20 protein-coding genes and 1 tRNA gene are annotated in these 21,216 nt (G+C 62.3%); 8 read left to right on the forward strand and 13 right to left on the reverse strand.

The window, feature by feature from the left end; translation table 11 throughout:
• Positions 1-837: thiamine pyrophosphate-binding protein (locus tag WB528_RS13005; RefSeq protein ID WP_423888820.1), on the reverse strand; the 837-nt coding region annotated here is incomplete at its 3' end.
• 148 nt (positions 838-985) lie between these two features.
• Between WB528_RS13005 and WB528_RS13010 the strand changes: the two genes are divergently transcribed.
• On the forward strand, positions 986-1,420 hold the full coding sequence (locus WB528_RS13010) for a TfoX/Sxy family protein (RefSeq protein ID WP_423888821.1): 435 nt from the start codon (positions 986-988) through the stop codon (positions 1,418-1,420).
• 94 nt (positions 1,421-1,514) lie between these two features.
• Here the strand turns inward: WB528_RS13010 and WB528_RS13015 are convergent, their stop codons facing one another.
• Together WB528_RS13015 and WB528_RS13020 are read right to left on the reverse strand one after the other, a co-directional pair.
• Complete coding sequence (locus tag WB528_RS13015; RefSeq protein WP_423888822.1) at positions 1,515-1,997, reverse strand: GFA family protein; 483 nt, start codon at positions 1,995-1,997, stop codon at positions 1,515-1,517.
• 136 nt (positions 1,998-2,133) lie between these two features.
• Positions 2,134-3,264 (reverse strand): alkene reductase, encoded by a 1,131-nt coding sequence (locus tag WB528_RS13020; protein ID WP_423888823.1) that lies wholly within the window; start codon positions 3,262-3,264, stop codon positions 2,134-2,136.
• A 171-nt stretch (positions 3,265-3,435) separates the two neighbouring features.
• On the opposite strand from WB528_RS13020, the gene WB528_RS13025 reads away from it, so the two are divergent.
• Positions 3,436-4,287, forward strand: a complete 852-nt coding sequence (locus tag WB528_RS13025; protein ID WP_423888824.1) for an SDR family NAD(P)-dependent oxidoreductase — start codon at positions 3,436-3,438, stop codon at positions 4,285-4,287.
• A gap of 69 nt (positions 4,288-4,356) precedes the next feature.
• On the opposite strand, the gene WB528_RS13030 is transcribed toward WB528_RS13025, so the two are convergent.
• The 6 genes from WB528_RS13030 to cpdR form a co-directional block, all read right to left on the reverse strand.
• Positions 4,357-4,563, reverse strand: a complete 207-nt coding sequence (locus WB528_RS13030) for a hypothetical protein (protein ID WP_423888825.1) — start codon at positions 4,561-4,563, stop codon at positions 4,357-4,359.
• A 235-nt stretch (positions 4,564-4,798) separates the two neighbouring features.
• Positions 4,799-5,212, reverse strand: a complete 414-nt coding sequence (locus tag WB528_RS13035) for a Rieske (2Fe-2S) protein (protein WP_423888826.1) — start codon at positions 5,210-5,212, stop codon at positions 4,799-4,801.
• Positions 5,213-5,233: 21 nt separating this feature from the next.
• Positions 5,234-6,346: an amidohydrolase family protein gene (locus WB528_RS13040; RefSeq protein WP_423888827.1), complete on the reverse strand. Its 1,113-nt coding sequence runs from the start codon at positions 6,344-6,346 to the stop codon at positions 5,234-5,236.
• Between the two features lie 18 nt (positions 6,347-6,364).
• Complete coding sequence (locus WB528_RS13045) at positions 6,365-7,426, reverse strand: amidohydrolase family protein (RefSeq protein WP_423888828.1); 1,062 nt, start codon at positions 7,424-7,426, stop codon at positions 6,365-6,367.
• Between the two features lie 335 nt (positions 7,427-7,761).
• Positions 7,762-7,836, reverse strand: a tRNA-Val gene (locus WB528_RS13050).
• A gap of 259 nt (positions 7,837-8,095) precedes the next feature.
• Complete coding sequence (gene cpdR / locus WB528_RS13055; RefSeq protein WP_423888829.1) at positions 8,096-8,455, reverse strand: cell cycle two-component system response regulator CpdR; 360 nt, start codon at positions 8,453-8,455, stop codon at positions 8,096-8,098.
• Positions 8,456-8,756: 301 nt separating this feature from the next.
• Here cpdR and WB528_RS13060 point away from each other — a divergent pair, with 301 nt between their 5' ends.
• The 3 genes from WB528_RS13060 (at position 8,757) to WB528_RS13070 (ending at position 11,886) form a co-directional block, all read left to right on the forward strand.
• On the forward strand, positions 8,757-9,644 hold the full coding sequence (locus WB528_RS13060; RefSeq protein ID WP_423888830.1) for an N-formylglutamate amidohydrolase: 888 nt from the start codon (positions 8,757-8,759) through the stop codon (positions 9,642-9,644).
• 482 nt (positions 9,645-10,126) lie between these two features.
• Positions 10,127-10,906, forward strand: a complete 780-nt coding sequence (hisN, locus tag WB528_RS13065; RefSeq protein WP_423888831.1) for a histidinol-phosphatase — start codon at positions 10,127-10,129, stop codon at positions 10,904-10,906.
• Positions 10,907-10,917: 11 nt separating this feature from the next.
• On the forward strand, positions 10,918-11,886 hold the full coding sequence (locus WB528_RS13070; protein ID WP_423888832.1) for a Bug family tripartite tricarboxylate transporter substrate binding protein: 969 nt from the start codon (positions 10,918-10,920) through the stop codon (positions 11,884-11,886).
• Between the two features lie 21 nt (positions 11,887-11,907).
• Here the strand turns inward: WB528_RS13070 and WB528_RS13075 are convergent, their stop codons facing one another.
• Positions 11,908-12,798 (reverse strand): LysR substrate-binding domain-containing protein, encoded by an 891-nt coding sequence (locus WB528_RS13075; protein ID WP_423888833.1) that lies wholly within the window; start codon positions 12,796-12,798, stop codon positions 11,908-11,910.
• A 95-nt stretch (positions 12,799-12,893) separates the two neighbouring features.
• On the opposite strand from WB528_RS13075, the gene WB528_RS13080 reads away from it, so the two are divergent.
• Positions 12,894-13,649: a sulfite exporter TauE/SafE family protein gene (locus tag WB528_RS13080; RefSeq protein WP_423888834.1), complete on the forward strand. Its 756-nt coding sequence runs from the start codon at positions 12,894-12,896 to the stop codon at positions 13,647-13,649.
• Here the strand turns inward: WB528_RS13080 and WB528_RS13085 are convergent.
• Together WB528_RS13085 and WB528_RS13090 are read right to left on the reverse strand one after the other, a co-directional pair.
• A complete protein-coding gene (locus WB528_RS13085; protein WP_423888835.1) occupies positions 13,637-14,275 on the reverse strand; it encodes a LysE family translocator in 639 nt (212 codons plus the stop codon). The two genes, WB528_RS13080 and WB528_RS13085, sit on opposite strands and share 13 nt — an antisense overlap.
• A gap of 6 nt (positions 14,276-14,281) precedes the next feature.
• Positions 14,282-15,229 carry an alpha/beta fold hydrolase gene (locus tag WB528_RS13090; protein WP_423888836.1) on the reverse strand — a complete coding sequence of 316 codons (948 nt, stop codon included), beginning with the start codon at positions 15,227-15,229 and terminating at the stop codon, positions 14,282-14,284.
• A gap of 227 nt (positions 15,230-15,456) precedes the next feature.
• Here WB528_RS13090 and WB528_RS13095 point away from each other — a divergent pair, with 227 nt between their 5' ends.
• Positions 15,457-15,933 carry an Hsp20 family protein gene (locus WB528_RS13095; RefSeq protein ID WP_423888837.1) on the forward strand — a complete coding sequence of 159 codons (477 nt, stop codon included), beginning with the start codon at positions 15,457-15,459 and terminating at the stop codon, positions 15,931-15,933.
• Positions 15,934-16,122: 189 nt separating this feature from the next.
• Here the strand turns inward: WB528_RS13095 and WB528_RS13100 are convergent, their stop codons facing one another.
• A complete protein-coding gene (locus tag WB528_RS13100) occupies positions 16,123-16,941 on the reverse strand; it encodes a hypothetical protein (RefSeq protein WP_423888838.1) in 819 nt (272 codons plus the stop codon).
• Positions 16,942-17,397: 456 nt separating this feature from the next.
• Here WB528_RS13100 and gltB point away from each other — a divergent pair.
• Positions 17,398-21,216, forward strand: a 3,819-nt coding sequence (gene gltB / locus WB528_RS13105) for a glutamate synthase large subunit (RefSeq protein ID WP_423888839.1), incomplete at its 3' end; no start/stop codon positions are given.

Raw genomic sequence — 21,216 nt, forward strand, 5'->3', positions numbered from 1 at the left:
CGGATCGGCGCCGAGCGCAATCAGGAGATCGTAAGGCGCGAGGACGTCGCGCACCTGCGGTTGCGACCGCGACAGCGCGCCCATGAAGCACGGGCTCTCCGACAGAAAGTGCGCGCCATAGGGCACCGATTGCTGGAACGCCGGGCAACCAAGGGTTTCCGCCAGCGAAGCCGCTTCCTGTAACGCGTCGCTTTTCACGATCTCGTCGCCGGCGATGATGACGGGACGTTCGGCCTTGAGAATGCGCGACACCAGCGCCTGCAAGGCCTCGTCGGAGGGTTTGACGCGGGTATCGACGCGCGTCGAGCGGCCGAGTTCGATGCCGGCTTCCGAATTGAGGATATCGCCCGGCAGCGAAATGAAGACGGGTCCGGTCGGCGGCGTGGTCGCGATCTTGGCGGCACGGCGCACGATTCGCGGGAGATCTTCCAGACGCGTGACCTCGACTGCCCATTTCACCAGCGGCTCGGCCATCCGCACCAGCGGGCCATAGAGCAACGGCTCCATCAGCCCATGGCCCTGCTCCTGCTGGCCGGCGGTCAGGATCATCGGCGTGCCGGTGAATTGCGCGTTGTAGAGCGAGCCCATCGCATTGCCCAATCCGGGTGCAACGTGCACGTTGCAGGCAACGAGCCGGCCCGAGGCGCGGCTAAAACCGTCGGCGATCGCGACGACGAGACTCTCCTGCATCGCCATCACATAGGTGAGGTCGGGATGATCCTTCAGCGCATGCATGATCGGCAGTTCGGTGGTGCCGGGATTGCCGAACAGGTGCGTGATGCCCTCGTCCTTCAGCAAGGCCAGGAACGCCGAACGTCCGGTAATGCGATTCTTCATGATTCCTCCCGCTCGCGGCTGTTGCCGCCGAAGCAGGCATCATGATCAACTTTGCTTGTCCGATGCAAGAAAGCGGCTTCATGGCTGCATTGCACAAGCTCCTTTTTAGGCGAGACCGCTATAATCAAGCGCATAACAGGAGGAATCGATGGCTTACGACGAGAAGACCGCAGAACGCGTGCGCCGGCTGCTTCGCGGCCGAAAAAGCGTGACCGAGCAACCGCTGATGGGCGGCATCTGCTTTATGGTGAACGGCAATATGTGCTGCGCTGTCTCCGGACGCGGCGGCCTGCTGGTCCGGGTCGGGCCCGACGCCCACGCGCAGATGGCCAGTGAACCACATAGCGAACCGATGGAGATGGGTGGCCGCATCATGAAGGGCTATGTGCGGGTCGCGCCGGAAGGTTACCGTACTGAAGGGACGCTGAAGAAGTGGCTGATGCGCGGAGCCGATTTCGCAGCTACGCTCGCGAGCAAACCAGCGAAGAAGGCCAAGCGTCCTGCGGCAAAGGCAAAGCGCGTCGAGACGCTCGCCAAGAAACACACCAAGGCACCGACGCAGATGAAACGAAAGTCCGCCTAGTGCGGCGAATTTGAAGTTCCTATCAGTGTTGCGGCGGGTTCGTCATAGGAACTTCAAATTCAAGGCCGCTACTCAAATCAATAAGTTACTAGAGCTAGAACATTCCTTCGCGATCATTGCGCGGTTTCTTTTTTCCGCGATGCCAGACCACGCCGGGAAAACCCTTCAGCGGCACCAGCGGTTCGCCGGCATAGGCCCATTCCTGCAACTCTTCGATGGCGATGTGATAGAGCGGTTGCCGGCCCGTGCGATCGGAAAACAGCGCGCGGGGAATATTCACCATGTGCGGCGAGCGCGGGCGTTCGTAGATCAGCGGCGTGCCGCAGCGCTTACAGAAGCTGCGCCTGGTTTTGGTCGTCGCATCGTCGAAACGCGCGATATCGTCTTCGCCGCTCGTAATGCGAAAGCGCTTTCGCCAGCTTCCGACATAGGTCGCATAGGCTGCGCCATGGGCCTGCCTGCTTGCCTTCGAGTGATCGTGCCAGGCCCAGCGCGCCGGCGCGTCGATCTCGAAAGTGACGCTGCCGCAGAGGCATTGGCCTCTGGCGATGCCTGCGGCTTTGGTTGGTTTTGCCATTGAGCTTTCTCTCTCTGGTCATTGCGAGCCAACCGGTCGCGCGAATGCGCGCCAGATGAAAGGGCTCAACGCACCATCCAGCCTCCCGCACAACTGGATTGCTTCGCCGCTTACGCTCCTCGCAATGACGACACTATCAAGCCGTCGCCATCCCGTCATAAACCGGGTAGTCCGTGTAACCCGCCGCCTCGCCGCCATAGAAGGTCGCGCGGTTATAGGGCGTGAGCGGGAAACCGTCCCGCAAGCGGCGCGGCAGGTCGGGATTGGAAATGAAGATGCGGCCGAACGCAATCGCGTCGGCATGACCCGCCGCGATCGCAGCTTCCGCCGTCTCGCCGGTGAAACCGCCGGCCGAAATCAAAACGCCGCGCCAGTGCGGCCGGAACAGCACCATCGCCGATGGCACGTTCTGCCAGTTGACTTCGGCACGGCCTGCCCCGCTCGAGCGCGGCTCGATGAAATGCAAATACGCAAGCCCGAGTTGATCGAGCGCCTTGATGACGTGGGTGTAGAGCGGCATCGGATCGTCCTCGCCGCTGCCGTTCGCAATGCCGTAAGGCGAAAGCCGCACGCCGACGCGATCCGCGCCCCACACGCGAGTCGCGGCCTCCGTGATCTCCAACAGCAACCGCGCGCGATTCTCGATTCCTCCACCGTACTTGTCGGTTCGCAAATTGGTATGCGATTGCAGGAATTGCTCCAGCAGATAGCCGTTGGCGCCATGGATTTCGACGCCGTCGAAACCCGCTTGTTTCGCATTGTCAGCGGCCTGCCGGAACGCCTCGACAATTTGTCCGACCTCGTCGGTCTCGAGCGCCCGTGGCGTCTCGTAGGGCACCATCTTGCCGCCGGCCGTCATCGCCAGCATGCCATTGCCGGCGATGGCCACCGCTGACGGCGCAACCGGCAGCGCTCCGCCGGGCTGGAACGACGAATGCGAGACCCGCCCGACATGCCAGAGCTGAAGAAAGATCAAGCCGCCCTTGGCATGCACCGCATCGACGACGCCGCGCCAGCCCGCGATCTGCGCCTCCGAATAAATGCCGGGGGTACCGGGATTGCCGCGCCCCGTCACCATGACGGGCGTGGCTTCCGCGATCAGCAACGCGCCGGGCGTGGCGCGCTGCGCGTAATATTCCGCATTCAGCGGACGCGGCGCAAAACTCGACCGGTCGGCGCGCATCCGTGTCAAGGGCGCCATAACGACGCGATGCTGGAGCCGGTAGGGTCCGACCTGAAGCGGTGAAAACAGGTGAGGAAAATTCATGTGCTGCGCCCCCGAAGACGTCTGCCGCAATTTTCTTTGATCAAGATTTTGTAATCACAAAACTGATCTCGCCGCGATAGCCTGACCTGAAGATCTCCCATGCCGTTTGGCGGTCCGTCACGTCGGCGTCATCGGATGAATCAGACCGGCGCGCTTCACAGGAAATAGGCCATGCCCCATCCCGTTATGTCACCCGATCAGGTTGCCGTTGTCACCGGAGGCGCGAGCGGAATTGGTTTGGCGGCCGCAAAGCGCTTTGCAGCTCTCGGCATGAAGGTGTGTGTCGCCGACCTGGGCCATGATCGTCTCGCAGCCGCCGAGGCTGAATTGGCGTCGGCTTCGCCCGGCGGCGCGGCCAATGTCATGATGATATCGGTAGACGTCGCCAAGGCCGACGAAGTGTCGAAGCTGGAAGCCGCGGTGCGGGCGCGCTTCGGCGGCACCGATTTGCTGATGAACAACGCCGGCATTCAGCCGGGCAGCGCGATGTTCGGACCAGCGGAAAACTGGCAGCGGATTCTGAGCGTCAATCTGTGGGGCGTGATTCATGGCTCGCAGACCTTTGCTCCGCGCATGATCGAACGTGGGCGACGGGGCCTCATCATCAATACCGGCTCCAAGCAGGGCATTACCACCCCGCCCGGCGATCCCGCCTACAACGTCTCCAAGGCCGGTGTGAAAGCTTTTACCGAGGCGCTGCAACACGAATTGCGCAACATCAAAGGCGGCCTCATCACGGCGCATCTGTTGATTCCGGGCTTCGTGTTTACGGGGCTTACCGCCAAGGGCCGCACCGAGAAACCGCCCGGAGCCTGGACGGCCGAACAAACCGTCGACTTCATGGTCGAACGGCTGGAAGCCGGTGATTTCTACATCCTCTGCCCGGATAACGACGTGCCGCGACGCCTCGACGAGCGGCGAATTCGCTGGGCTGCGGGAGATATTGTCGAGAACCGGCCGCCGCTGTCGCGCTGGCATCCGGATTATGCGGAGGCTTTCGCGAAATTCGTCAAGGAAAGTTGAGACTCGCTAATCTTTAGTTTCACGCGTTTTCTTCACGCGAACCGGCGCCCACTTCGCTTGAAAACGCTTTTACAGCGTCTCTTGCTTGTGCCCGCATTGCTTGCAGACGAATTTGGCCCGCGTGACGCCGCGTTCGGCGGAGACTCGATTCGGCGCGCCGCATTTTCCGCAAATAGCCTCGATGCGGGTGTTGCCCTCTTTGACGACCAGCGGTTTGCGCGCCATGGCCTCGCGGATCAGGCGTTCGGCCTCTTCGCGCATCGACTGTTTTGACATTGGCTCGAACTCGTCCTGACCGCAGATAGCGGCCTTATAGCATCGCCATCGCCTCTTGCGAGCAAAAGAGTCTGGTGGAGTGGATTTGACATTCGCAACCCAATTAGCCGCGAGTTCGCGATGCCAAGGTCAAATCCAAAACTCCACTAGAAACATATAATTGCCAGTGGTCCTCTGATTCTAACATTGGCAAAAAAGTGCCTGCTGAGACGGAACGCGAATGTTAGAATCGGACCTAGGTCTCGACGATCACGTAGTTGTCTTCGACGTGAACCTGGAAGGTCTCGGCGACGTAGGGTCCCTTTGCGAGCGTCTCGCCATCTTCGATGACGACCGGATAGGTTCTGATCTTCACGCGTTTCGGATCGAACCAGGACTGGCCGTTGCGCATGTCGAATTCCCAGCCATGCCAGGCGCAACGGAGCAATTCACCGACGCGCGAGCGCTGGTACACCCCGGGTTCCGGTGAGGTCAACCGCGCCACGCAGGCCGCCTGGTCGAGCGGCGCACCGGAATGCGGGCACCGATTGAGCAAGGCGAAGAACTCGCCATTGGCGTGGAACACGACCACGTCGCGGCCCTCCAGTGTAAGCACTTTGTTCCCGCCGGGCGGGATGTCAGTGGTGCGAGCGACGATATGGCGGGTCATGGCGATGATCAGGACCTGTGATCAGAGCTTGTAGACCGCGCGCGCATTGGTCTGGAAGATTTTCGTCCGTTCCGCATCCGTCAACGGCGTCTTGAAGGCGAAGCGCGGATCGTCGAAATCCCAATGCGGATAGTCCGACGAAAACAGCAGCCGATCGACACCGACCCATTCGATCAGCGAGCGCAGGTGTCTGGCTTCGTCGGGTTCGTCGATCGGTTGGGTCGTGAACCAGAAATGCTCCCTCACATATTCGGACGGCCTGCGCTTGAGATGTGGCACCTCGGCGCGGAAGCGATCGAAGTGCTGGTCCATCCGCCACATGGTCGATGAAATCCATCCGAACCCGCCTTCGATGAACACGATCTTGAGGTCCGGGAACTGTTCGGGCACGCCTTCGAGCACGAGACTCGTCAGCGTCGCCGCCATCGTATGCGCATTCGACTGGTGCTCTTCCGCATAATAGGACGGCCAGCCGCCCCCGGTCGGCGGATGACCGCCGTAACCGCCGACATGAATGCCGAGTGGCAGTCCCAGTTCCTCGGCGCGCGCGTAGATCGGCCAGTAGCGGCGGCGGCCGAGCGGCTCGTTGGCCCGCGGCGAAACATTGATCTGCACGTATTGGCCGACTTTGGCGCACCGCTCGATCTCGGCGACCGCGGCGGCCGTGTCGTCCTGGCCGACCAGAATGGCGGCCTTCAGCCGCGGATCGCGGCTCGTCCAGTGCGCGAGCTGCCATTCGTTGACGGCGCGCTGGATCGCGGCGCCGAATTCGAGGTTCTGCTGCGAGAAGATGAACATGTCGAGCACTTGCAACAGCCCGAACTCGACGTCGAGCGGATCGAGATACTGCTTGCGCATGAAATCGAGATCGGAACCGGGCGGGCCGCCGGTCGGGGGCCAGGCATCGCGGCGCGCGATCAGCGGCGACGAACGCGGGTAAGGCGTGGTGCCGAAATAAGGCGTGCGCAGGTGATCGCCGTAGGTCTTCATGTGTTCCTGCCAGCGCTTTGCGAGATACGGATTGAGGTCGCTGCGCGCATGCAGGCTCGGATGGATATCGCAGTCGATGATCCGGAACCGCGTCCTGGCGGAAGCTTCCCGTTCGAGCAGCGGGCGGTCGATGACATCACTCATGCGATCCTCCATTAAAAACTAGCCGGCAAGCGAAAGCCGCGGAAAGGTTTCAAGCGGGTTGTCAGCACACATGCGCGAAACAAGACTGGGCGGCAGATGCGGCGGGATGGCGTCGTCACCGTCGAACTGCCAGTGCGGATAATCGGACGAGAACAGGAACATCTTGTCCGAACCGATCATGTCGATGATGTCGGCAACGCCTTTGGCGTCGGGCGGACTGTCGAACGGCTGCGTGGTCAGGCGGATGTGATCGCGCATGATCGCCGCCGGCTCGCGGTCGACCCACGGCACTTCGACGCGGACGCCGCGCCAGGTCTTGTTGGCGCGCCACATGAAGGCCGGCAGCCAGGTGATGCCGGATTCCATCAGCACGGCCTTGAGCTTCGGAAATTTCAGGAACACACCCTCATAGATCAGGCTGAGCACCTGGGCCTGAAACGCCTGCGCCTCGGCCAGATAATATTCGTAGCGATAGGACGGCCAGCCGACCGAACTTGGCGCCTGCCGGTAGGCGCTGCCGGCATGGATCGCAATCGGCAGCTTGTGTTTCTCGGCGGCCTGCCACACCGGCCAGTGGTGCCGCCGGCCAAGCAGGCTTTCGCCTTGCGCCAGCACCAGAACGGAGACGAACCTGTTATCGCCGGCGCGGCGTTCGATTTCCTCGATCGCCAGATCCGGCGCCTGCAACGGAATTACGATCGAGGCGCGCAGGCGGGAGTCGCGATCCAGCCATTCCGCTGCGATCCAGTCGTTGATGGCCTTGCAGAAGGCGGAAGCCATGTAGGGATCGTAGACGGCCTGCGCGCCGTACAGCACGTTGCAGATCGCGTGGCTTGCGCCGAGTTGATCGAACGCGCCGCGCTGAACCATCGCGAGATCGCTGCCGGGTTTCCCGCCCTTGGGCCGCCAGTCGGCACGGCCCGAGAACGGCATGTTCGGCGGATAGCTGGTGAGGTCGAGGCCATCGATCGCCCGGCTCACCACCTGCTCTTTCCAGTGATCGTCGAGATAGGGCAGCAGCGTCGTGCGCGTGCCGCCAACGGCGGGATGGATATCGCAGTCGATCCGTGTCGCCGCCATGGTCCTTCCCTTGATGTCGTTTTGCAGATCGCTTTTGCGGCCTGCGCTTTGCCGTCAAATGTGCAGCCATGGCCGGGCCGGCGCAAGGGCCGAGAGTACCCCCCGCTATATCAAATACGCTGGGCAAACATGAGGCGATGGCCCTCGGGCGTCTCCACATGCATGTCGCGCCAGCCCCAGGGTTTGTCTGACGGCGTGGCACGAATGCGCGCACCGCGAGGACGCAAGCGTGAGGTTGAAGATCGGGTTGGTCATCGCATCACCCCGTCATAGCAGCGGACATTTGGGATAGCGAAAGCGCAGTCCCCGTGTGACGCTCAATTTTACCGAGGGGATGGTGGGCACGACAGGGATCGAACCTGTGACCCCTACCATGTCAAGGTAGTGCTCTCCCGCTGAGCTACGTGCCCTAAAGTCGTATTGGGTGGGGTCCGTATATCGGCTCCCACGCAGGCAGGCAAGGTTACTAGTGGAGTGGGTTTTGACATTCGCTATCGGCTTGGCCGCAAGTTCGCGAAAGCGAATGTCGAATCCCAAACTTCACTAAAAACATGGAGTTGCCAGTGGTCCTTTTGGTTCTAACAATCGCAAAAGTGCCCGCTGAGAAGGGATGCGAATGTTAGAATCGGACCACCGGGCCCGCGCTTTCGAGCCCTTTGGGCGGCCCGATCAGGCCGCCAGCATCTTGTTTACTTCGCTGACCAGTTCGCGCAGGTGCACCGGCTTCGACAGCACCTTGGCATTCTTGGGCGCCTCGGAGTCCGCATTCAGGGCGACTGCGGCAAAGCCGGTGATGAACATGATCTTGATGTCGGGATCGAGTTCCGACGCACGGCGCGCGAGTTCGATACCGTCCATTTCCGGCATCACGATATCGGTGAGCAGCATCTCGAACGGCTCCTCGCGCAGCCGCTGATAGGCCGACATGCCGTTGTCGTGCGACGAGACCTGAAAACCGGCGTTTTCCAGTGCCTTGACCAGAAAGCGGCGCATGTCGTTGTCGTCTTCGGCGAGGAGAATCTTGTGCATGGCTGGAATCGTCGAATCCGGATTTTGAGGATCAGTCCGTCCACTAAGCCCCCAGAGAGTAAATTTCGGGTGAAAGAGGCGGCATTGGCTAGGCCTTGTGCCCGTATTTGTGGACCCGATTGCGGCGCGAATCAATCGAGAGCGGCAATTGCTGGCGCGAGGAGACCTTTGGACTGGTTTGCGGTTTTTTTGCTTGGCAGCGCGGTCTTGATTAACGACAATGCAGCCTCAAAAGCCGCACTTTTTTGGCCGAAAATGATACTTCTTCCAAAAGGGCGGATTCGAGGAACGGCGCCGGACCATGACCGAGCTTGACGCAGAACTGCCTCCGCCGTTCGAGATTGTCGAACCGGCTGCCTGGCGGGGGCCCATCATCTTCAATTCGCCGCATTCCGGCTCGGTCTACCCGGACGATTTCCTGCAAGCCTCGCGGATTGATCTGGCGGCGTTGCGCCGCTCGGAAGACTCGTTCATGGACGAGTTGATCGCGGGGTTGAGCGCTCTCGGTTTTCCAACGGTCAGCGTCAACTTTCCACGCTCCTTTGTCGATGTGAACCGGGAGCCCTATGAACTCGATCCGAGGATGTTTTCCGGACGGTTGCCGAGCTTTGCCAACACGCGATCGATGCGGGTCGCCGGCGGCCTCGGCACCATCCCGCGCGTGGTCGGCGACGGGCAGGAAATCTACGGCGAACGCATCGCGGTCGATGACGCGCTGACGCGGATCGAAACGCTCTACAAGCCCTACCACCGCGCACTTCGCCGCCTGATCAACAAGGCCCATCGTACCTTCGGCACCGTGGTCGTCGTCGACTGCCACTCGATGCCTTCGGTCGGGGTGTCGCGCGAGGAGCCGCGGCGTCCGGACGTCGTGATCGGCGATCGCTACGGCACCAGTTGCGCCCCCATCCTGGCCGACACGGTCGAGGAAACCATGATCCGGCTCGGCTATTCGGTCGGACGTAACAAACCCTATGCCGGCGGCTTCATCACCGAGCATTACGGCAATCCAGCATCCGGACTGCACACGGTTCAGCTCGAACTCAATCGCGCCGTTTACATGGATGAGCGGCGGCGGGCGCGCGGAGAGCGGTTCGCGCAAGTGGCGAGCGATTTCAGCGTGCTCGCCGAAGTTCTCGCGTCGATTCCGCTCGACGGACTTGAGCCGTTCCAGACAGCCGCCGAGTGATCGCCATCGTCGCGACCCGATCGCGGCTGATGACACCATGACAATTTCAAGAAAAAAGGGCCGCCTGAATAAACAAGCGGCCCAAGTCTAGGGAGGAAACGCCCAAGGAGGGCAGCAGTAACGCAAGGCGCTACCGCACCGCAACAATATGCCGCCGCGCTGCACAAAGTGCAAGGGCTTTTGGATTATTTCGAGTGCATATTCGGTGCATGACGCAACCGCGCCACAGAGGTCAATCCAAAGAATTTCCAAAGTAAAATCAGTATTTTACTTAGGAATAAAAGCTACTCTTCGCGATCGAATAACGGGGATTGTCGATTTGCTCTCGAACTCGTGATCGACCTCGGTCATAGGAAATTTACGCCTTCGCCGAGACTGATTCACGAGACGAAAAGCCAGCTCATCTTGCGTCGGCAGTGCGCCATTCACAGGATTGCGCTACGTCAATTCTCAAAGACAATAGCTCATGCTTGGGAGCCTTCGTGACGGTCATCGATTTCACCGCCTTTATTGGCCGCCTTGCGACTGCCTCCGGCGAAACCATCCTGCCGTTCTTCAGGACTTCACTCGGCATCGACAACAAGGGCGCGCACGACTTCGATCCGGTGACGGAAGCCGACCGGGCGGCGGAAGCGGTGATGCGCCGGATGATTCAGGCGAGTTTTCCCCAGCACGGCATCGTCGGCGAAGAATTCGGCAATGAGCGTGAGGATGCCGAATATGTCTGGGTGCTGGATCCGATCGACGGCACCAAATCCTTTATTTCGGGGTTTCCGACCTGGGGTACGCTGATTGCGCTGATGCACAAGAAAATGCCGGTGTTCGGCATGATGCATCAGCCCTACATCGGCGAGCGCTTTTCCGGCGATAGCGGCTCGGCGCACTATTCCGGATCGGCCGGCGAGCGGCGTCTCGCGGTACGCCGCTGCGCATCATTGAAGGATGCGACGCTGCTCACGACCAGCCCGTTGTTGATGAACGAGGCCGACCGCGCCGCCTTCGGCCGCGTTGTCGAAACCGTGCGGCTGACACGTTATGGCGGCGACTGCTACTCTTACTGCATGCTCGCGGGCGGCCATCTCGATCTCGTCATCGAGACCGAACTGAAGCCCTACGACATCGCGGCGCTGATCCCGATCGTCACCGGCGCGGGCGGCGTCGTAACGACATGGGAAGGCAAGCCGGCGCAAGACGGCGGCCGCATCGTCGCTGCCGGCGATCCGCGCATTCACGAAGCGGCGCTGAAGCTGCTCAACGGTTAAGGATTACAGCCATGAAAATATCGCGCGCCCTTCTCGCGGGATTGTTCCTGCTGCTTCCGGCTGCGCCGGCGGCTGCGGAAGATTTTCCGGCACGCCAGGTCCGGCTGATCGTGCCGTTCCCGCCCGGCGGCCCCAACGACATCATCGCGCGCGTGATCGGTCAGCGCATGTCGGAAATCACCAAGCAGCCGGTCATCATCGATAACAGAGGCGGGCAAGGCGGCGTGCTTGGCACCGAAGCGCTCGCGAAGGCCGCGCCCGACGGCTATACGATCGCGATTTCGAGCGCCGGCGCACTCGCCATCAGCCCGACGATGGAAAGGGTCGCCTACGATCCGTTGAAGGACCTGCAAGCCATTACGCTGGTGGCCAAGGTGCCGGAGATGCTGGTGGTCGCAACCAACGTGCCGGCCAAAAACATGGCCGAGCTGGTGGCGCTGGCCAAGGCGCAGCCCGGAAAACTCAATTTCGCATCTTCCGGCCCCGGCAGCCTGCCGCATCTGGCCGGCGAATTGCTCAAGCTCACCGCCAGGATCGACATCGTGCATGTGCCCTATCGCGGGGCGGCGCCGGCCATGAACGATCTGCTCGGGCAGCAGGTGCAAATGGTGTTTCTCGATTTGCCGATCCTGTTGCCGCAGATCAGGTCCGGCGGGTTGCGCGCGATTGCGATCGGCGCGCCCGAGCGTGCGCCGACGGCGATGGACGTGCCGACCACGACCGAGCTCGGCATGCCGGAGCTGCAGGCCGAAAACTGGTACGGCATGGTGGCGCCCGCCGGTACGCCCGCGCCAATCGTCGAGCGGCTGAATCAGATCGCAACCGAAGCCATGCACGATCCGGACGTAAAGGAAAAGCTCGCCATTCAGGGCGCGACCCTGGCCGGCGACAGCCCTGCGCATTTTCATGCCTTCATCGAAAGCGAGATCGCGCGATGGGCGAAGGTGATCAAGGACGCCGGCGTCGTCACCGAGAAGTAATGAGGCTGGCGCAAACAGCCTCTATCGCGCCACCTTGCGCAAATGCTCGACAAGAAGCTTGGCCGGTTTTGGCAGGCCCTTGAAGCTGCGGGCGCAGATCACAAGCCGCCGGTTCGCCCATGAATCGCGAATCGCCACCAATGTGAGCGGCATCGACTGCGCGCACCGCCTGGCGGCGGCTTCCGGCACCACCGCAATCCCGACGCCGGCGGCCACCATCCGGCAGATCGCATCGAAGTCGCGCAACCGCGCGCGGACGTGCAGCCGCACCCCGAGCCGCGTGGCGTGTTTTGCGATGTGCGCGGCCAATGCGGTCGCGTTGGTCAGCCCGACAAAGTCGTGATTTCCCACATCGACAAAATCGATCTGGCGGCGGCCTGAAAATTCGCTGCGCCTGGGCGCGACCAGCATCAAGCGATCTTCGCCGAAGGAAAACCGTTCGAAATGCTCCGGAAGTGCGTGTTCGGCGGCAAAGCCGAGATCGGCCGCACCGCCGGCAACGGCGCCGACGATGTCGGTGCTCTCGCGCTCCTCGACGTCGAGACTGATGTCGGGATTTTCGCGCAGGAAAGCCGCCAGCGCCCTCGGCAGATGCTCCGACAGGCCGGACGTATTGGCGAGCAGGTGGACGCTTGCCTTGACGCCGCTGGCAAAGGCCGCAAGGTCGCCCTGCATCATCGCGACATTTTGCATGATGAGACGGGCGTGATCGCGAAGGCTTTCACCGGCCGCGGTCAGCTCGACGCCGCGGCGGCGGCGCCTGAACAGCGACACACCGAGGCCGGATTCGAGACCCTTGATCCGGGCGCTCGCCGACGCGAGAGCAAGATGAGCCCGCGTTGCGCCATGGGTGATGCTGCCGCTATCGGCCACGGCGACAAAAAGCTGAAGGTCGACCAGATCAAAACGCACGGCCAATCGCTCGATTATCTGCCTTCGCCGTTGCCGAAGGCTCGTTCAACAGCCTCCACATTGTGCCGACTACGCTGATCGGTCAATGTCATGCCATGAGCATTTCTCTGCTGATTTTCACGGCGGCGGCGTTCCTTCTGGCGGGCTTCGTCAAGGGCGTGCTCGGGCTCGGCCTGCCGACGGTGTCCATGGGATTGCTCGCGGTGGCGATGCCGCCGGTGCACGCGCTGGCCATCGTCATCGTGCCGGCGATTCTGACGAACATCTGGCAGACCTTCGTCGGTCCCTATTTGCGGGACATCCTTGTGCGGCTCTGGCCGCTGATGCTGGGCCTTGCGGTCGGCATCAGGCTCAACGCCGGCATGATGACCGGCCCCTATGCCCGTTACGGCTCGATCTTGCTCGGCATCCTGCTCGTGATCTATGCCGTCGTCAGCCTTCGGAAATTCGTCTTCACGATCAACCGGCGCGACGAAAAATGGACCGGCGCGATCGTCGGCCTCGTTACCGGCGTGATTTCGGCTGCGACCGGCGTGCAGGTCGTTCCGTCGATGCCATACTTTCAGGCGATCGGCATGGAAAAGGACGAACTGGTGCAGGCGCTCGGCGTGTTCTTCACCGTCGCCACGCTGGCGCTGGCCTTCAACCTTACTGCCGCGGGCGTGCTCGACGAATCGACGGCCCTGCCCGGCGTCATCGCGCTCGCCTGCTCGTTCACCGGCATGGCAACGGGCCAGGCGGTGCGCACGCGGCTTGAACCGGACGTTTTCCGCCGCTGGTTTTTGATTTCGATGATCCTGCTCGGGATCTATCTGGCGGGCGCTGCGAGTTACGAGATCTATTTCGCCTGAGAAAACGCGATGCGGACGCCGAGATAAATAAATAGCGCGCCAAGCCCGCGATTGATCCAGGCGATGGCGCCGCTGGAGCTTCGCACGCGGACCGCCGCCCGTGCGGCTGCGATTCCAATGGCAAGGCACCACAGCATGCCGTTGAAAACGAAGATCAGGCCAAGCGTGAGAAACGCCAACGGCTTGTGCGGTGCATCGGCGTCGACGAATTGCGGAAGGAAGGCGAGAAAGAACATCGCCACTTTCGGGTTGAGCATGTTCGTCAACGCGCCTTGCCAGAAAACCCGCGCGAGCGAGACCGCGATGGTCTCTTGCGGGGCGGTGACATCCGGTCTCGGGGCACGCGACAGCAGCATCGTCAGGCCGACGTAGCAGAGATAGGCCGCGCCCAGCCACTTCACCACGGTGAACGCCGTCACCGATGCCACCAGCAGCGCCGACAGTCCAAGTGCTGCCGCAAGAACGTGGGTGAGGCAGCCTGTGCTGATGCCGAGCGCGGCCGCGACCCCGCCGCGCCATCCCATCTGTACCCCGCGCCCGACCACGTAGGCGGAGTCAGGTCCGGGCGCGATGTTGAGTAAAAGCCCGGAGATCAGGAAGAGCCAAAAGTCGTGGATGCCAAACAATGCGTTTCACCCGAACAGCGGCGTGCCCGGCACGAAGGCGTCGAACGCCGCCCAGAATTGCGCGCGGTAGCGATCCTGCTCCTGCAGGATTTCGTGCTTGGAGCCGGCGATGACCAGATGCGATCCGGCCCGCAAATGATAGGCGAACTCCTCGATCGCGGACGTGGAAACAACGGAATCGTTGCTGGCCGCCAACATCAGGATCGGCTGACGAATTTCCAGCGGATAGGTGGTGGCGCGAAAGCCATGCATCGCGCGGAAGGCACTGTCGGCCCAGGCCACCGTCGGCGATCCCAGGCCGAGCGTCGGATCCTCCGCCAACACGGCGGCATTGCGCGCGTAACGAACGGGATCGCTGGTCAACGGATTGTTGACGAACGTCCCCGCGCCGGTCAGCCCGTCGCCGCCGCCGGGAACATAACGGCCGCCAAGTCCTGCAAACCGCATGGAACGCAGCAGCGCACGCATGGGAAACGACGTCAGACGCCCCGGCAGGTCGATCATCGGCGCCGACAACACCATGCGGTCGAACCAGCGTTTTCCCGCATGCGCGACCCGCAGCATCACCGCGCCTCCCATCGAATGGGCGAGCGCGAAGAACGGCGGCGGGCAATCGGGCAACACCACCTGCTGCACGAAGGTTTCGACATCGATATCGAAGTCGGCGAAATCGCGAACGTAGCCCCGGCGCGGATCGCGCAGCCGGCGCGACGAGTGCCCCTGCCCGCGCCAGTCGATCATGGCGACGGCAAAGCCGCGATCACGCAAGTCTCGCACCGTCTCGAAATATTTTTCGATGTATTCGCTTCGGCCGGTGAAGACGCAGACCGTCCCCTTCCGGCCCGCCGGCGGGGCCCAGCGCGCGAAACGCAATTCGGCGCCATCCGGCGTCTTGATGGTGCCGGAAACGACATCTTCAGGCACGGGATTGGCGGGAATCGAGACGAGCGTCATGCAAGCCAACCGATAGGCGAAAGGCGCTGAAAATCAAGGGTTACGGCGCATCAAAACGATCGCCGCAGGCGGCTTGAACGCATTCGACCCTCCTCCCATATCATTTTTCGTGCAGGCCGCTATCAGCATTTCCGACGAACCGGGAAAGGTTGAAGGCTGCACAGCAACTAGGCCCGGCCCGATGGCGGGCGGGTTCACTTCAACAGTCGCTCAATGGAGGACTAACCATGCGTACCTTTGACCTTGCCCCGTTTTATCGTTCCACCGTCGGCTTCGACCGCCTCTTCTCGCTGCTCGACCAGGCTACCCCCGACGGCAGCACCGGCTATCCGCCCTATAATATCGAACGCACCGGCGAGAACGCCTATCGCATCAGCGTGGCGGTTTCCGGCTTTGCCCAAGGTGAACTCTCGATCGTCGCAAAGGAAAACACCCTGACGATCAAGGGCGAGAAAGTCGCCAACGAGAACGACAAGCCAGCATCCGAAGTGCTTTACCGCGGGATCGCCGCGCGCGCCTTCGAGCGCGTATTCCAGTTGGCTGATTTCGTGATCGTGAAGAATGCTTCACTCGAGAATGGCCTGCTGCATGTCGATCTCGTGCGCGAGATTCCAGAGGCCAAGAAGCCCCGCAACGTTCCGATCGCAACGGGCGCGCCCGGCGCCCACGCCATCGAGGGCACGGCTGAGAAAGCCGCCGCCTGAGATCTGCGACGCAGAACTGAGTTGAGAAAACGCCCCGGCAAAACCGGGGCGTTTTTTGTTGGTTGTCGTCCTCGCGAACGCGAGGACCCATAACCACAGACGGCTACTTTTGCGGGGGATCGCGCTCCAGCGTCCGATGACCGCCGGTGGCTATGGGCCTCGGCTCAAGGCCGGGGCGACTGAAAAAAGCTATTCTAAATCCTGCACCTTCGGCATCGGCTGGGTCGGTTGAATGACTAGTGCGGCCTTGGCTTCCGTCGGACTTGCCGCGGAAGGGCTTGCGGCTGGCGGGCTAACCGCGGGCCTGGGCTGTACGGCGGCCGATTGCTGCATCGGCGCCGGCGCAGGCACGGGCTTCTCAGCCAACGGCTTCTCGTCGGCGGGCCTCCGCGGAGCAGCTCTCGGCACCGGAATGGTTGATGGCATCCGGCTTGCGACCTTTGGAGGCACCGCGCCCGGCGGCCGCGGTGGCGGACCCTCGAGACGAGTCCCATCAAGGCGGGTCATGGGCTCCAGCGGTCCGTACGAAGGCCGGGGCGCACCACCATAATAACCGTCGCCATAGCCGCCATAGCCACCAAAGTGCTCGGCAGGCACGAAGCGCACGATGCGCCCGTCACGCCCGTCGATCACCAGCCGGCCATCCTCTCCCCTGCGGTCGATTGCAGAGATCGAATAGAAAAGGCCACGCAGCCGCGGCGCGCCGAGCGGAGAAAACCCGTTCTCGCGGAGAACCGCATAGACCCCGCGCGGCGGCATCAGCGGCGGGCCATATTCGGCCGGGCCCGGAGCATATCCGGCTCCGGCCGGACCCGGTCCATAGAGCGGCCGGCCATAGGCCGGCGCGGGTGGGCCCGGCGGAACATCAACGTTAGGGCCGCTGAAATCGGACACCGCCACGTAGCCGGTGCGGCTCGCGCCCTGAGGCGGCGCTTCTTGCGCGTTCGCGGCCGTGGCCGCCAGCAGCAGTCCGAGCGAGATGGTCCACCCTCCTCTGAACGCCTTCATTTTTCAGCTCCTGTGACGCTCTCGCCTGGAGAGCCCTGTCGCCCGCGTCCCTAAGTGGGACCTTCAGCGGGGATTCCGGCGGTCCTTTGGCCGGATCGCGGCGTGCTTGCCTCAAATCTGGGGGTTGGCCGCTGAGCAGCTTGGCAAGCGACTTTCACGCGCTTGTGTGGTAGAAAAAAGTTTGGCAAGGTCTTAGTTAGGACAGTAGAGCTGTCTTAATTTTGGCCGCAGACCCGGCATGGGGTTTGCACCGCGAGTGGGGCGGCGTCGGACGCCCAAAGAATAAAGATTAAGGGCAAGGCCGTTCGTCGGGGATGCTGAACGCCCGTGCCTGAATCTGGACATTGCGGCTCGCTGAGGACGAGCGGTGGCCCGGCTAGCGGGTTCCGCAAACGCTCAAGGTGCGCCGTGACGGTTAGGGCGTTCGACTTATTTGATTGGTTGAGAGGACTTGAGATGAGCAGGCCGGAGATCGAGCACGAAAACATCGTGACGCAAGCGCTGTCGGCGGCTGCGGCCTCGAAACCGTCTGATCTTCCGTACGCCCCCGAAAAACACACGTTCCGGCCTGAGGCCTATGGTCTCTACGATCCCTCGCTGGAAAAGGATTCCTGCGGCGTCGGCTTCATCGCCAATATCAAGGGCAAGAAATCGCATCAGATCATTTCGGATGCGATCAGCATTCTCTGCAATCTCGAGCACCGCGGCGCGGTCGGCGCGGACCCGCGAGCGGGCGACGGCGCCGGCATACTGGTGCAGATTCCGCACGCCTTCTTTGCGCGCAAGGCGAAGGAGCTTGGTTTCAAGCTTCCGGAACCCGGCGCCTATGCGGTCGGCGCCCTGTTCATGCCGAAGGAAAAAGCCTGGCGGAAGGTGATCCAGAGCATCATCGCCGATCAGATCAAGGATGAAGGACTGAAGCTGCTCGGCTGGCGCGACGTGCCGACCGACAACTCGTCGCTGGGCGAGACCGTCAAGCCGACCGAGCCTGCCAACATGCAGGTGTTCATCGGCCGCGGCACGCAGATCAAGGACGATGTCGAGTTCGAACGGCGGCTCTACATTCTCCGCAAGTCGATTTCGCAGGCGATCTACCAGCGCCGCGACCGCGGCATGGCCGGCTATTATCCATGCTCGCTGTCTTGCCGCACCGTCATCTACAAGGGCATGTTCCTCGCCGACCAGCTCGGCAAGTATTATCCCGACCTGCACGAGCCGGACTTCGAGAGCGCGCTCGCGCTGGTGCATCAGCGTTTCTCGACCAATACGTTCCCGACGTGGTCGCTGGCGCATCCCTATCGCATGATCGCCCACAACGGGGAGATCAACACGCTGCGCGGCAACACCAACTGGATGGCGGCGCGGCAGGCTTCGGTGCATTCCGAACTCTACGGCAAGGACATCAGCCGGCTTTGGCCGATCTCCTATGAAGGCCAGTCCGACACCGCCTGCTTCGACAACGCGCTCGAATTCCTCGTGCAGGGCGGCTACTCGCTGCCGCATGCCGTGATGATGATGATTCCGGAAGCCTGGGCGGGCAATCCGTTGATGGATGAGCAACGCCGCGCTTTCTACGAATATCATGCCGCGATGATGGAGCCGTGGGACGGCCCCGCCGCGATTGCGTTTACCGACGGCCGGCAGATCGGCGCCACGCTCGACCGCAACGGCCTGCGCCCGGCGCGTTATCTCGTCACCAAGGACGATCGCATCGTCATGGCCTCCGAGATGGGCGTCTTGAGCATTCCGGAGGACCAGATCATCACCAAGTGGCGGTTGCAGCCGGGCAAGATGCTGCTGGTCGACCTCGAACAGGGCCGGCTGATCCCCGACGACGAGATCAAGGCGCAGCTTGCCAGGAGCCATCCCTATCGCGAGTGGCTCGACGGCTCGCAGATCGTGCTCGAAGAACTGCCGGAAGCGCCGACCAAGGGCATGCGTTCGAACCTGCCGCTGCTCGATCGGCAGCAGGCGTTCGGCTACAGCCAGGAAGACGTCACGATCCTGATGGCGCCGATGGCCTCCACCGGCGAAGAGGCCAATGGCTCGATGGGCAACGACACGCCGATCTCGGCGCTGTCGGACAGGCCCAAGCCGCTGTTCACCTACTTCAAGCAGAACTTCGCCCAGGTCACCAACCCGCCGATCGACCCGATCCGCGAAGAGCTGGTGATGAGCCTCGTCTCGATCATCGGGCCGCGGCCGAACCTGTTCGATCTTGAAGGGGCTGCCGGTAACAAGCGTCTCGAAGTGCGCCAGCCGATCCTGACCGATGCGGATCTCGAAAAGATCCGCTCGATCTCCGAAATTGCGGACACGCATTTCAAGTCGCGCACGCTCGACACCACCTTCCATGCCGGTCTCGGCGCGGCAGGGTTAGAGCAAGTGCTCGACGAACTCTGCGCGCGCGCCGAAGCAGCGGTGCGCGAAGGCATCAACATCGTCATTCTGTCCGACCGCATGGCGGGCACGGACCGGATTTCGATTCCCTCGCTGCTCGCCTGCGCCGCCGTGCATCACCACCTGATCCGCACCGGATTGCGTACGTCGGTCGGGCTCGTCGTCGAATCCGGCGAGCCACGCGAGGTTCACCATTTCGCATGTCTCGCCGGCTACGGCGCGGAGGCGATCAATCCGTATCTGGCGTTCGAGACCATCATCGCCATGAAGGATCGCCTGCCTGGCTCGCTCGACGACTACGAAATCGTCAAGCGCTACATCAAGTCGATCGGCAAGGGCCTGTTGAAGGTGATGTCGAAGATGGGCATCTCGACCTACCAGTCCTATTGCGGCGCGCAGATTTTCGATGCCGTTGGCCTCAAGGCGGATTTCGTCGCGAAATATTTCGCCGGCACCCACACCCGCATCGAGGGCGTGGGCCTCTCCGAGATTGCGGAAGAAACCGCGCGCCGCCATTCGGACGCGTTCGGCGACCAGCTGGTCTACAAGAATGCGCTGGATGTCGGCGGCGAATACGCCTACCGCACCCGCGGCGAGGATCACGCCTGGACGGCGGAGTCGGTCTCGACCCTGCAACACGCCGTGCGCGGCAATTCGCTGGAGCGCTATCGCGCCTTTGCGAAAATCCTTAACGAGCAGTCGGAACGGCTGTTGACGCTGCGCGGCCTGTTCAAGATCAAATCCGCCGAGGACGAGAAGCGCAAACCCGTTCCGCTCGACCAGGTCGAACCGGCCAGGGAAATCGTCAAGCGTTTTGCCACCGGCGCGATGTCGTTCGGCTCGATCTCGCGCGAGGCGCACACGACGCTTGCGATCGCGATGAACCGGATCGGCGGCAAGTCCAACACCGGCGAAGGCGGCGAGGAATCCGATCGCTTCAAGCCGATGCCGAATGGCGATTCCATGCGCTCGGCGATCAAGCAGGTCGCCTCGGGCCGCTTCGGCGTCACCACGGAATATCTCGTCAACTCCGACATGATGCAGATCAAGATGGCGCAAGGCGCCAAGCCCGGCGAAGGCGGACAACTGCCCGGCCACAAGGTCGATGCGACGATTGCCAAGGTGCGGCATTCGACGCCGGGCGTCGGCCTGATCTCGCCGCCGCCGCATCACGACATCTATTCGATCGAGGATCTGGCGCAGCTGATCTACGACCTGAAGAACGTCAATCCGGACGGACAGGTCTCGGTGAAGCTCGTTTCCGAAATCGGCGTCGGCACGGTGGCCGCGGGCGTGGCGAAAGCCCGCGCCGACCATGTCACCATCGCAGGCTTCGAAGGCGGCACCGGCGCGTCTCCCCTCACCTCGATCAAGCACGCCGGCAGCCCATGGGAAATTGGGCTCGCCGAAACCCACCAGACGCTGGTGCGCGAACGCCTGCGCAGCCGCATCGTGGTGCAGGTCGACGGCGGCTTCCGCACCGGACGTGACGTCGTGATCGGCGCGCTGCTCGGCGCGGACGAATTCGGCTTCGCCACCGCGCCCTTGATTGCTGCGGGGTGCATCATGATGCGCAAGTGCCACCTCAACACCTGCCCCGTTGGCGTCGCGACCCAGGACCCGGTGCTGCGCAAGCGCTTCACCGGCCAGGCCGAGCACGTCATCAACTATTTCTTCTTCGTCGCCGAGGAAGTCCGCGAGATCATGGCGGGTCTCGGCTATCGCAGCTTCAACGAGATGGTCGGCCAGACCCAGATGCTCGATCAGTCGCGGCTGGTCGCGCACTGGAAGGCCAAAGGGCTGGACTTCTCGAAGCTGTTTGTGCGGCAGAAGGAAGAAAAGGGTCAGAAGATCTATCACGCCGAGCCGCAGAAC

Source organism: Bradyrhizobium sp. (genome assembly GCF_049586575.1).
In the GTDB taxonomy this organism is placed as follows: domain Bacteria; phylum Pseudomonadota; class Alphaproteobacteria; order Rhizobiales; family Xanthobacteraceae; genus Bradyrhizobium.